The organism is Lactobacillus acidophilus, from assembly GCF_034298135.1.
GTDB lineage: Bacteria > Bacillota > Bacilli > Lactobacillales > Lactobacillaceae > Lactobacillus > Lactobacillus acidophilus.
This window is the reverse complement of sequence record NZ_CP139575.1, coordinates 896,612-909,834: the sequence shown is the minus strand read 5'-3', so window position 1 is coordinate 909,834 and position 13,223 is coordinate 896,612. Positions and strand designations below refer to the sequence as shown.

Below are 13,223 nucleotides of genomic sequence, written 5' to 3'. Positions count from 1 at the left end.
TGACCAAAATGTCTAAATATGTTGAAATGACGCATGATCAAGTAATTGATACTTGTAAAAAGTATATGAATGAAGATCAAGTTGCCTTTGTTGAAAGAGCATATGAATTTGCTAATAAAGCTCATGCTGGACAAAAGCGGGCATCCGGACAACCTTATATTATTCACCCAACTCAAGTTGCTGGTACATTAGCCAATTTAGGACTTGATCCAGATACGATTGCCGCTGGTTTTTTACATGATACCGTAGAAGATACGCCAGTAACTAATGATGAATTAAAAGAAAAATTTGGTGAGGATGTTGCTTTCATCGTCGATGGTGTAACTAAGCTAAATAAGTATGAATATAATTCTCACCAAGAATTTTTAGCTGAAAATCACCGTAAAATGTTGATTGCAATGGCTAAAGATTTACGAGTTATTATGGTTAAATTAGCTGACCGTTTGCATAATATGCATACTTTACAACATTTGCGTCCTGATAAGCAAAGACGAATTGCTTCAGAAACGATGGATATTTATGCACCATTAGCTGATCGTTTAGGTATCGGAACAATTAAGTGGGAATTAGAAGATATGAGTTTCCACTACTTAAATCCTGAAGCATATTACCGTATTGTTAACTTAATGGATGTCAAAAGAAGTCAACGTGAGAAATATATTTCTGATACTATTAAGACTTTGAAGAAAACACTTGATGAGTTGGGAATTAAATACGATATTTATGGTCGACCAAAGCATATTTATTCTATCTATAAAAAGATGGTAAATAAGCATAAGGACTTTGATGAAATTTATGATTTGCTTGCAGTTCGTGTAATTGTTAAAAACGTTCGTGATTGTTATGCTGTTTTGGGTGCTGTTCATACTGAATGGAAACCAATGCCAGGTAGATTTAAAGATTATATTGCGATGCCTAAGGTCAACGGATATCAATCACTTCATACTACGATTATTGGACCAGGTGGTCGTCCACTTGAAATTCAGATTAGGACCGAGCAAATGCATGAAGTTGCTGAATACGGTGTTGCTGCTCACTGGGCATATAAGCGTGGTAATTTCAATGGGGTTGAAGCAACGTCGTCAGGTGAAAAGCTGGATATGGTTCGTGAAATTCTAGAATTAAAGGATGAGACTAAGGACGCCGGCGAGTTCATGAAGTCAGTTAAAAGTGATATCTTTTCTGATCGTGTGTATGTCTTTACTCCAAAAGGTGAGGTATATGAATTGCCTAAGGGATCAGTTACATTAGATTTTGCTTATGCAATTCATACTCAAGTAGGTAGTCATGCCGTTGGTGCTAGAGTAAATAATAAATTAGTACCACTTGATTATAAATTAAGAAATGGCGATGTAATTGAGATTATGACGCAGACCAATGCGGCTCCATCACGTGATTGGGCGGATATGGTTAAGACGTCAAGAGCTCGTAACAAGATTCGTCGTTACTTTAGAGGTCAAGACCGTGAAGAAAGTATCGAGCATGGTGAGCAAATGGTGGCTAATACCATTCGTGATGAAGGACTCGTGCCGAAAGACTTCATGGATAAAGAGCATATTGAAAAATTACTTGAACATTTTAATTACAATACTTCTGAAGAGTTATACGCAGCAGTAGGTTTTGGTGATCTGTCAGCACAAGCGGTTGTTAATAGATTAACAATTGATTTGCGTCGTGAAGATGAAAAACAAAAGCAAAAAGAACTAGAAGAAAAGATTTTGAATTCTGGTCAGCAGGCAATTAAAGAAGAACAACCTAAGAAAAATTCAAATTCTGTCATGAAAGTTAAGCATAAGAATGGAGTAATGATTCAAGGCGTTAGTGATTTAATGCTCCATTTAGCTAAATGTTGTAATCCGGTTCCTGGAGATGAAATTATTGGTTACGTCACTAAAGGACGTGGAGTGACTATTCACCGAACAGATTGTAGAAATATAACTAAGGAAGCGGAAGAACAAGGTCGATTGATTGATGTTGAATGGGAGAACGTTGAAGAAAACAATGTTCAATCATTTAATGCAAATATTGAGGTCTTTGGCTATAATCGTTCTAATTTGCTTAGCGATGTAATCAATAAATTGAACTCATTAACTAAAAATATTAATAATATTTCTGGTAAAGTTAATGATGATAACATTGCGCATATTTATGTGACTGTTGCTGTTAGAAATGCAAAGCAACTTGATGAAATTTTAAGCAAATTGCGTGATATTCCTGATGTATATGAAACAAAGAGGTCAGACAATTAATGCGAGTTGTAATCCAAAGAGTTAATCATGCCCAAGTAGATATTGATGGGAAAACGGTTGGTAATATTGGTAAGGGTTTTTTATTACTAGTAGGTATTAAAAATGGGGATGATTTATCAGTAATAAAAAAAGCAGCAGATAAAATTGCTAAAATGCGTATTTTTGAGGATGAAGAAGGAAAAACTAATTTATCTTTGAAAGATGTTAATGGTGAGATTTTAAGCGTTAGTCAATTTACATTGATGGCTAATACTAAAAAAGGAAATCGACCTAGTTTTGTTGAAGCAATGCGTCCACCAATGTCTAAAGAATTATGGGAAGATTTTAATAAAGAATTAGAAAATGATGGCTTTCATGTCGAGACCGGTGAATTTGGTGCCGATATGAAAGTGAGTCTGGAAAATGATGGTCCATTTACCATTGTATTAGATCTTTAGATAAAATTGCTTTCAAGTCTTGACTTTGATGCAAGAAAAATATAAGCTAAAAAAGAATTATCGATGACGAAGAATGAAGATTAGCAAGATCTATTTGAAGAGACTGTCAGGTTGGTGAGATGGCAGATAGATCGCGGTCTGTGACACCTTTAGCAGATAATGGTTCGTTTGGCGAGCGTTAATCGCAGCAACCAAAAAGGTGGTACCGTGCTAATGTAAGCGCCCTTGAATTTATTTCAAGGGTGCTTTTTATTTTAGTAAAGTTATCAAAATATAAAAAAGGATGATTAAATGAGAGTTCAAAAACCTAAGGGTACAGTTGATATTTTGCCTGATCAATCTAGTTCATGGCAAAAGGTCGAAGAAACTGCAAGAAATTTCTTCAATCGTGCCAACTATCGTGAAATTCGCACACCAAGTTTTGAAAACTATGAGATTTTCTCACGTTCAAGTGGTGACAGTTCAGAAATCGTTGAAAAACAAATGTATGATTTCAATGATAAGGGCGGTCGTCACATTGCCCTTCGTCCAGAAGGTACAGCTGGTGTTGTACGTGCCTATGTTGAGGATAAGATGTATGCACCTGAAGTTGTAAAACCATTCAATGTATTCTATATGGAATCAACTTTTAGATATGAAAGACCGCAAGCAGGCCGTCAACGTGAATTTCATCAAATTGGTGTAGAAAGTTTTGGCTCAAGTAATCCACTAGCTGATGTTCAAACTATTATGATGGGTCACGATTTACTTGCTGAATTAGGTGTTAAAAACTACCAGCTTCACATTAATACTTTAGGTAATGAGCAAGTACGTAAAGACTATCATGATGCGTTAGTGAACTACTTTACTCCAGTGAAGGATGAATTATCAGAAGATTCCCAAAGAAGATTACGTGATAATCCGCTTCGTATTTTGGATTCTAAAGATGAACGTGATAAGAAGTTCTTGCCAGATGCACCAAAGATCCGTGAATTCTTAGATGATGATACAAAGAATAATTTTGAATCAATTTTGAAGATGCTTGATCAATTAGGTATTGACTATGTAATTGATGATGATTTAGTTCGTGGTCTTGACTATTATACTGGTGTAATTTTTGAATTTATGGTGGAAGATAAGAGCCTGTGGGAATCAGCCACTACTATTTTAGGTGGTGGTCGTTATGATCACTTAGTTGAAGAATTCAACGGCCCGGCAACTCCAGCAGTTGGTTTTGGTATTGGTGAAGAAAGATTAATGCTTGTTTTAGAAAAGCAAAATCCTGCTTTGTTTGAATCAAATAGTATCGACTTTTTCATTGCTAATATTGGTGAAGGTACTGCTCAAAAGGCAATCGAAATTACTAGAAGTTTACGTAAGCAAGGCTTTGAAGCAGACTTTGACGTCAACCAAAAGAAGCTTAAGGCTCAATTTAAAAAAGCAGACCGCGATCATGCTAAGTATGTAATTACTTTAGGTGAAAAGGAACTTGAAAATGGTGTCTTAAATATTAAGCGTTTGTCTGATGGTAAAACAATCGATTTAAGTCTTGAAGATATCAATGATATGAGTAAAGTAATGGGAGAATTAAAGGACTAGTTTAATTATGGAAAAAAGAACAGATTATTGTGGTAATATCACTGAAAAATATATTGGCCAAGATGTAAATCTTTACGGTTGGGTGCAACGTGTGCGTAACCTCGGTAACTTAGTGTTTATCGATTTACGTGACCGTGAAGGTCTTGTACAAATCGTCGTTAACAAGGATTCTGGTAAGGATTTAATGGAAATCGCTAACTCTCTTGGTAATGAATATGTTATTCAAGTAAGAGGTAAAGTTGTTAAGCGTTCAGAAGCAAACCCAGATATGAAGACTGGTCAAGTTGAAGTTGATGCAACTGAAATTATTATTTTAAATGAGGCAAAGAACCCTCCATTTGAAATTAAAGATGGCGTTGAAATCTCTGAACAAACTAGATTAAAGTATCGTTACCTTGACCTTCGTCGCCCAGAGGTTCAAAAAGCAATTATTTTACGTTCAAAGATTTTGCGTGCTACTCATGAATTCTTCGATGAAAATGGTTTTATTGATATTGAAACCCCAATTTTAGGTAAATCATCCCCAGAAGGTGCACGTGATTACTTAGTACCATCAAGAATTTACCCAGGTAGTTTCTACGCACTTCCACAATCACCACAATTGTTCAAGCAACTTTTAATGGGTGCTGGCTTTGACAAATATTACCAATTGGCACGTTGTTTCCGTGATGAGGACCTTCGTGGTGACCGTCAACCAGAATTTACTCAAATCGATATGGAAATGTCATTTGCCGATGAGCAAACTATCCAAGACTACACTGAAGGTCTTTTGAAGAAAATCATGAAGGACGTTATGGGAATTGACCTTAAGACTCCAATTAAGCGTATGTCATGGACTGACTCAATGAACAAGTATGGTTGTGATAAGCCTGATACTCGTTATGGGATGCTTATTCATGACTTAAGCTCTATCTTTAAAGATAGTGACTTCAAGGTGTTCTCAGGGGCAATTGCTGACGGCGGATTTGTTAAGGGAATTGCTGTTAAGAATGGTGCTAAGGAATATTCACGCAAAAAGATTGATAAGAAGGCTGACTTTATTAAACGCTTCCATGCTAAAGGTTTAGCTTGGGTTAAATTTGAAGATGGTGAATTCTCCGGTCCAGTTGCTCGTTTCTTAACTGATGAAAATAAAGAAGCATTAAAGAAGGAATTTGATCTTGAAGGCGGCGAATTAGTAGTATTTGTTGCTGACAAGTGGAAGGTTGTTTGTGATTCATTAGATCACCTTCGTCGTGAATTTGCTAAAGAAACTGGTATTATTCCTAAAGGTGTTTATGACTTTGTATGGGTTGTTGACTGGCCATTATTCGAATATGATGAAGGTCTTGGCCGCTGGGTAGCAGCTCACCACCCATTCACTATGCCTGACGATGAAGGGGTAAAGCTTTTGACTACTGATCCACATAAGGCACATGCACGTAGTTACGATATTGTTATGAACGGTGATGAAATGGGTGGTGGATCAATTCGTATTCACAAACGCTCAATTCAAGAAGATATGTTCAAGGCATTAGGCTTTACTAAGAAACGTGCTTATGAACAATTTGGTTACTTAATGGATGCCTTTGATATGGGATTCCCACCTCACGCAGGTCTTGCAATTGGTCTTGATAGATTTGCAATGATGCTTGCTGGTAAGGACAATATTCGTGACGTATTGGCATTCCCTAAAAATGCAAGTGCTTCAGAACCAATGATGCACGCTCCAGCTCCAGTAGCAGATCAACAATTAGCTGATCTAGGTATTGAAGTTGAAAAGCAATACGAAGATAGTGTAAAGGCTACTGAAGAACGTCTTGAAAAGATGGCTGCAGAAGATGCAGAAGAAAATTCAACTTGGGATAAATAATATATATTCTAATCAAAAAGCGAGATCTCATAAGAAGAGATCTCGCTTTTTTGCTGTCTTATATTTTATAGATTATCAACGAAATTAGTAATTCTTTGTAAACTTTCACGAAGTTGTTCAGTTGATGAAGCATATGAAAGTCTTACGTATCCTTCGCCGCCTTTACCAAAGTAACGACCGGGTGTTACACCAACTTTTGCTTTTTGAGCCAGTTCAAAAGCAAAGTTTTCATCGTCGGTACCATATTTTTCAGGAATTTTAGCGAAAATATAGAAAGCACCCTGGGGTGTTGCCATTTCAAAACCTAACTTTTCAAGCCCGGTTTGCATAAAGCGTAAACGACTTTCGTAAATTTTTCTAGCTTCTTTTGGATCATTTTGACCATTGTTTAAAGCTTCAACTGCAGCCATTTGGACATTATCTGTAACGGAAGTAATTAAGAAAGAATTTACTTTGCGAATGGCTTTCATAATTTGTTTTGGTCCAGCAATATAACCTAATCGCCAACCGGTCATTGCATATGCTTTTGATAAACCAGAAATTAAAATATTGTGTTCAGGGATATATTCAGATAAAGAATGATGTTTTGCATCCCCATAAACTAATTCAGCATAAATTTCATCAGTAATTGAATAAATTTTATATTCCTTAATTATCTTTGCCAATTCCTTTAAAATTTCTTCAGGATAAACACGACCTGTTGGATTAGATGGATCTGTTAAAATTATGGCTTTAGCACCTTTACCACGTCCATTTAGAACATGGCGTAAATGCTCAGGTGTTAAAACAAAACCATCTTTTTTAGTGTCAATTTGAATAGGAATTGCACCAGTCATTTTAATTAATTGAAAATATAATGCCCAAACTGGAGTAGGTACTAGGATTTTATCTCCAGGATTGAGTAAAGTCATGAAAACATCATTTAATGCACCAGTGGCACCTACAGTTACACAAATTTCACTTTCTGGATCGTAGTGAACTCCAATAGAGCGATCAAGATAATTACTTATAGCATCCAGAAGTTCAGGTTTACCGGCTTGTGGGGCATAATGAGAATCATTAGCTTGAATATCATTAATTGCGGCATCTTTGACGTGATCTGGTGTAGCAAGATCAGGTTCGCCAATGGTAAGCTTGATGATGCCAGGAATACTTGATACTTTTTGATCAAATGCCCGAATTTTAGAAGCAGACAAATTATTAAGTCTATTATTAATAATTGATTGTAAATCATTAGATAAGTTTGGCATATGTAAAGTTCCTTTCTTTAATTACTTAAATTTTAATGTACGAATTCACATATGACAACCTTTTTAATATAAGTTAGGATAGTAATTTAAAAAATATTAATTTTAAAATTAATGATAAAATAAAACTAAATTTATTTTGAGAAAGGATATAACGACATGACGCGAATAGCAGTGTATATGACAGGAGGAATAGCAGTTTATAAAGCTGTGCAAGTTGTTCGTGACTTAGAAAAAAATGGTCATGAAGTACGAGTAGTAATGACAAAAAATGCAGAGCATTTTGTTACTTCAAACACTTTGGCTGCATTAACTAAATACCCAGTTCTAGATGATCTCTGGAGTAAGGAAAATGAAGCTAGTATTCCACACGTTCATTTAGCTCGTTGGAGTGAGCTAGCTTTAGTTGTACCAGCTACTGCTAATTTTATCGCTAAAATGGCAAATGGCCTTGCTGATGATGCGGCTAGTACAACAATTTTGGCTACTGCTGCTCCTAAAATGATAGTGCCAGCAATGAATGATCAAATGTGGAATAATCCAGCAACGCGTCATAATGTGCTATTTTTAAAAGAAAATGGTGTAAAAATTATGGATCCTGCGGTAGGAATGCTTGCAGAAAGTTATGCTGCTAAAGGAAGAATGCCTGAACCGGCAGATGTTGTTGATTGGGTAGAGAAATATTTGAACCAAAAAAATAGTTTGCAAGGTAAAATATTTGTAATTACAGCAGGTGGGACAGAGGAATCCATTGATCCTGTTCGTTTTATTGGTAATCGCTCTAGTGGTAAAATGGGCTTTGCTTTAGCGGAAAATGCAGCAAGATTAGGTGCAACAGTAAAGTTAATATATGGCAATGTTACTGCAAATCCACCACAAAATAAAAATATTAAAATGTATCATGCAACCAGTAGTGAAGATATGTTTGAACAAGTAAAAAGTGAATTTAAAAAAAGTGATGTATTAATTATGGCTGCTGCAGTGGCGGATTGGCGTATGCCTAAAGTAGCGGATCATAAACTAAAAAAGCAAATAGGTCAAGAAACTTTAAACTTAACCCTTATTAAAACTAAGGATATTCTTCAAGAAGTAGCGCATCACAAAAAACATAATCAACTTGTAATAGGATTTGCTGCGGAGACAAATGACTTGCTTGAAAATGCCGAAAAGAAGTTAAAGAAAAAGGGTGCAGATATGATCGTAGCAAATGATGTATCTCACAATGTTTTTGGAAATGATTATGATCAAGTCACTCTTTTGACTCAAGATGGTCATATCGACAAATGGCCTAGAATGTCTAAGCAAGAAATTGCTTATGGGCTAATAGAGAAAATTGCAAGGGAATTGAAGTAATAACAAAAATATTATGTAATATTTTTGTAAAATAACGTATAGATATTGATATGGTGGTTTTACTCATATATTTGTTTATTTAAAATCTAAATTAATACTTGTTTTACGCTTAAAAACTAGTATCATAGGTGTTGGGAATTAAGAGACTGAGGAGAAAGAGTTGATGATTATTAATCAGCCCTTTCTTTTTTTATACTAATATAAAAGGTATACAAGAATATAAATTATAATTACCTCACGAAAATTATAGATAGTTTATTATAGATTAAAATATTTTTTAAATACTCCAATATACTTTGGATAGTGCAGTTAGAGATAAGGTGTATAGATATGTGTTTTAATAAAAGTGTGATACTTAACAATGGAGAAAAAATTCCACAAATTCAATTGGGAACTTGGCTAATCAATAATGATGAAGTGAATAAAGTTGTTCGACAAGCAGTTAATATAGGATATCGCGGCTTTGATACAGCTAAAGATTATGGCAATGAAAGTGGAGTTGGTAAAGGAATCTGGAATTCGGATATTGAACGAAGTGATATATTTTTAACAACTAAATTACCTACAGCAGTTAAAGATTATGAAGGAACTAAGAAAGCAATTGATGCTGCTTTAGATAAGTTTGGTTTGGAATATATTGATTTGCTTTTAATTCATTCCCCTCAACCTTGGATTGAAGTGAATAGAACTAATGATCGTCATTTTAAAGGGAATCTTGAAAATTGGCGAGCAATGGAAGAAGCTGTAAAGGCTGGAAAAGTACGATCAATAGGTGTATCAAATTTTTTGCAAGAAGATATCGAGAATATTGTTAATAATGGTACAATAACGCCAGCTGTTAACCAGATTGAGGTACATATTGGTAAAGTGCCAGTGGAATTGATGGATTATTGTAAAAAGTTAGGTATTAAGATTGAGGCATATTCACCATTGTCACATGGAAAATTATTAAATGATGATCAAATAATTGCATATGCTAAGAAATATAATGTTACTCCAGCTCAATTAATGTTAGCTTTCGATATGCAATTGGGTTGTATTGTAATTCCTAAAAGTGATAATGTTACTGAGATGAAAGAAAATTTGAATATTAACTTTAAGATCAGTGATGAAGATATAGCTAAATTAATTAAAATTAAAGAATAATAATTTAGAGTGTTACTGTAGAGTGACGCTTTTATTTTTGAAGTGGAAATTATGAGAGATATTAAATTAATTGCAATAGATATTGATGGTACCTTAGTTAATTCTAAAAAAGAAATTACGCCGTTAGTAAAAGAGACTATTTTAAAAGCAAAAAAGTTAGGAAAACAAATCGTTATTTGTACAGGACGACCATTATCCGGTGCTCAGCAGTATCTAGATGAACTTGGATTAAACAATCAAGATAATGAATATGTAGTTAGCTTTAATGGAGCTGTAGTTGAATCTACCAGTGGTCAAGTAATTTTTGAACAAGGACTTACTTATAATGATTATATTGATCTAGAATCAATTGCTAGCAAGTTAAATTTGCACTTTCATAGTGTGAGTTTGGATAGGATTTATACTGCCAATCGTGATTTGGGCTACTATACAATATATAATTCGCAGATAGTAAAATTAGGTGTTTCCTATAGAACACAGGAAGAGATGCGAAGAATTCCAATTATAAAATGTATGTATATAGATGATCCAGATTATTTAGATAATAAAATTTCGAATCCTTTATTTAATACTATGAGAGATAGAGTGGTTTTTTCAAAGACAGAACCATTCTATTATGAGGCAACCGCTGCCGGTGTCGATAAAGGTAGTGGTTTAAAACGATTGTGTGAGTATTTAAATATTAAACCAGAAAATGTGATGGCTTTAGGTGACCAGGCTAATGATATGCCAATGTTAGAATATGCAGGATTAGGTGTAGCGATGGGGAATGCTGTAGACTATACTAAAAAGTATGCTAATGAAATTACTGAAGATTGTGATCATGATGGTGTAGCAGTAGCTATTAATAAAATTTTAGAATAGGCTAGTTTATTTTTGTATTAGTGCTATTGTTAAGTAATAATGAAGTCGAATAGAGGTTATAGAAACATGAATAAAGCAAAAGTTTTGGTTTTAGGTGGGTTAATAGATGATGCATTAGATGATTTACGCTCAACCTGTGAGGTAACTGTTGGACCAGTTGGTCATAGACCTAATGATGATCGACAATGGGTTTTAAAAAATATCGCTAAATATGATGGGGTAATTGTAGCTAAGATGATTTTTGATAAAGAAATAATCGATGCTGCTAAAAATTTAAAAGTAATCTCAACATATGGTGTAGGCTTTGATCATATAGATATTGATTATGCTAGAGAAAAGGGAATTGTAGTCACAAATTGCCCTAATAGTGTTTTGCGTCCTACTGCTGAACTTGCGTTAACTATGATTATGGCATCAGCACGTCGTATTCGTTATTATGATCATGCTTTACGCGAAGGAGTATTTTTAAATGTTGATGAATATGATAGTCAAGGTTATACAATTGAGGGCAAAACTTTAGGTATCTTAGGTATGGGCAGAATTGGACAACAAGTTGCACGTTTTGCTAAAGCTTTGGGAATGAAAATAATATATCATAATCGTCATCAATTGAAGCCTGAACTTGAAGCTGAGTTAAATGCTAGATATGTTGATTTTGCTTCATTGGTTAAGAATTCAGATTTTTTGAGTTTACATGCTCCTGCAACTGATGAGACATACCATATTATTGATAAAGATGTTTTTAATAATATGAAGGATACATCATTTTTAATTAATGTAGCTCGTGGATCACTGGTTGATAGTGATGACTTAGTAGCTGCATTAAAAGAAGGAAAAATTGCAGGAGCAGCACTTGATGTTTTTGAAAATGAACCATATCCTAAGCAAGATTTAGTAAATATGGACAATGTAATTATGACACCTCATGTTGGTTCAGCAACCCATAAGGCTAGATATAATTTAACTAAAGAAGCTGCTAATAACATTTTAACTTTCTTCAAGGAAGGAAAAGTAATTAATAGTGTTAACTAAAAAAAGACGCGATAGAATCGCGTCTTCTTTAGTTCTATTCATGATCTAATTGACTGTGATGATATCCATATGCAAAATAAATTATTGCACCTAAAACTAACCAGATGAAAGCCATTAAATAAACTTCAGAACTTAAATGGCAAATCATAAAAATACAGATTAAACCAGATATGATTGGTAAGAAAGGATATCCAGGAACTTTAAAGCCATCATTAGTAATATCTGTTCTTTTTCTTAATTTAAGAATTCCAAATGAAACTAAAGTAAATGCAAATAAAGTACCGAAGTTAACTAGATTAGCCAATTGATCTACTGAGAAAAATGCTGCGCCTAATGAGATGATAATGGTTACTGCGATCAAGGCATTTTGTGGAGAATTGTGTTTTTTATCTAGTTTACTAAAAGTAGATGGCAATAATCCATCACGAGCCATTGCATAAATTAGTCTTGAACTAGAATAAATCATTGTTAGCATCATAGTTGCCATTCCCAACATAGCACCGAATGAAAGGAGTTCGGCAACCCAGTCTTGATGAACGTATTGTAAAGCAAATGCTACTGGATTAGAAACATTAAGTTGTTTATAATTTACCATTCCAGTTAAAACAATCGATACACCAAAATATAGTAATGCTGCAATCGCTAAAGTTCCAATAATACCGAGTGGCATATTTTTCTTAGGATTTTTAACTTCAGCTGCTGAAGATGAGACAACGTCAAATCCTAAAAAGGCAAAGAAAACAGTAGTAGCACCCTTGATAACGCCAGAGAAATGATATGGTAAAAATGGATGATAATTAGCTGGCTTGATAAATTGTACACCCACGAAAATAAAAATTAAGATAATAGCAATTTTTATGAAAACCGCTATAATGTTAATCTTAATGGAATTTTTCATACCACGTGAAAGTAAAATACTAATAATTAAAATAACTAAAACCGACACTAAATCGAAGTATACCCCTTTTGAAAGGTTCATCGGTCCTGAGACTGCATTAGGAATTTTTAAGCCAAATGGACTAATAAATGAACTAAAATATGATGACCAACCAGCAGCAACAGTAGCAACTGATAACATATATTCTAGAATTAGTGCCCAACCAATTATCCAGCCAGTAAATTCACCATAAACGATATTTCCATATGAATATGCACTACCTGCAACGGGAATAGCTGAAGCAAATTCGGCATAACACATTCCTGCAAGGGCACAAACTATAGCAGCAAGCATGAAAGATAAACTTACTCCTGGCCCAGAAAGTGATGAAGCAACGGTCCCAGGCAAAATAAAGATACCTGTACCAATAACTGCTCCTACACCTAGTGAGATTAAATCTAGGGCATTCATTGTCTTAGAAAATTTAATATCTTTTCCTAAATAATTTTGAATGCTTTGTTTTCTAAAAATATTAAGTTTCATTAACATCTTCCCTTTTATATAAACTAGATTAATTTTACATTATAT

10 protein-coding genes are annotated in these 13,223 nt (G+C 34.3%); 8 read left to right on the top strand and 2 right to left on the bottom strand.

Annotated features, from left to right (window positions below; genetic code table 11):
- Positions 1–8 precede the first annotated feature (8 nt).
- The 4 genes from SO785_RS04030 to aspS all read left to right on the top strand — a co-directional run bounded on the left by SO785_RS04030 (position 9) and on the right by aspS (position 6,116).
- Positions 9–2,249 carry a RelA/SpoT family protein gene (locus SO785_RS04030; RefSeq protein ID WP_011254292.1) on the top strand — a complete coding sequence of 747 codons (2,241 nt, stop codon included), beginning with the start codon at positions 9–11 and terminating at the stop codon, positions 2,247–2,249.
- A complete protein-coding gene (gene dtd / locus SO785_RS04025) occupies positions 2,249–2,686 on the top strand; it encodes a D-aminoacyl-tRNA deacylase (protein WP_003547036.1) in 438 nt (145 codons plus the stop codon). Before SO785_RS04030 ends, dtd begins: the two co-directional genes overlap by 1 nt.
- Before the next feature lie 291 nt (positions 2,687–2,977).
- Positions 2,978–4,264 (top strand): histidine--tRNA ligase, encoded by a 1,287-nt coding sequence (gene hisS / locus SO785_RS04020; RefSeq protein ID WP_003547037.1) that lies wholly within the window; start codon positions 2,978–2,980, stop codon positions 4,262–4,264.
- Positions 4,265–4,271: 7 nt separating this feature from the next.
- Complete coding sequence (gene aspS / locus SO785_RS04015; protein ID WP_003547039.1) at positions 4,272–6,116, top strand: aspartate--tRNA ligase; 1,845 nt, start codon at positions 4,272–4,274, stop codon at positions 6,114–6,116.
- 65 nt (positions 6,117–6,181) lie between these two features.
- Here the strand turns inward: aspS and SO785_RS04010 are convergent, their stop codons facing one another.
- Positions 6,182–7,366 carry an aminotransferase class I/II-fold pyridoxal phosphate-dependent enzyme gene (locus SO785_RS04010; RefSeq protein WP_003547041.1) on the bottom strand — a complete coding sequence of 395 codons (1,185 nt, stop codon included), beginning with the start codon at positions 7,364–7,366 and terminating at the stop codon, positions 6,182–6,184.
- 156 nt (positions 7,367–7,522) lie between these two features.
- On the opposite strand from SO785_RS04010, the gene coaBC reads away from it, so the two are divergent.
- From coaBC to SO785_RS03990, 4 genes are all read left to right on the top strand, one after another.
- The gene (gene coaBC, locus SO785_RS04005; protein ID WP_011254293.1) at positions 7,523–8,716 is read left to right on the top strand and encodes a bifunctional phosphopantothenoylcysteine decarboxylase/phosphopantothenate--cysteine ligase CoaBC; all 1,194 of its coding nucleotides are present in this window, start codon (positions 7,523–7,525) and stop codon (positions 8,714–8,716) included.
- Between the two features lie 330 nt (positions 8,717–9,046).
- Positions 9,047–9,862, top strand: a complete 816-nt coding sequence (locus tag SO785_RS04000) for an aldo/keto reductase (RefSeq protein ID WP_003547045.1) — start codon at positions 9,047–9,049, stop codon at positions 9,860–9,862.
- A 51-nt stretch (positions 9,863–9,913) separates the two neighbouring features.
- Complete coding sequence (gene yidA, locus SO785_RS03995; protein ID WP_003547047.1) at positions 9,914–10,726, top strand: sugar-phosphatase; 813 nt, start codon at positions 9,914–9,916, stop codon at positions 10,724–10,726.
- 66 nt (positions 10,727–10,792) lie between these two features.
- The gene (locus SO785_RS03990) at positions 10,793–11,758 is read left to right on the top strand and encodes a 2-hydroxyacid dehydrogenase family protein (protein WP_011254294.1); all 966 of its coding nucleotides are present in this window, start codon (positions 10,793–10,795) and stop codon (positions 11,756–11,758) included.
- 34 nt (positions 11,759–11,792) lie between these two features.
- On the opposite strand, the gene SO785_RS03985 is transcribed toward SO785_RS03990, so the two are convergent.
- The gene (locus SO785_RS03985) at positions 11,793–13,178 is read right to left on the bottom strand and encodes an APC family permease (protein WP_015613351.1); all 1,386 of its coding nucleotides are present in this window, start codon (positions 13,176–13,178) and stop codon (positions 11,793–11,795) included.
- Between the last annotated feature and the right edge of the window lie 45 nt (positions 13,179–13,223).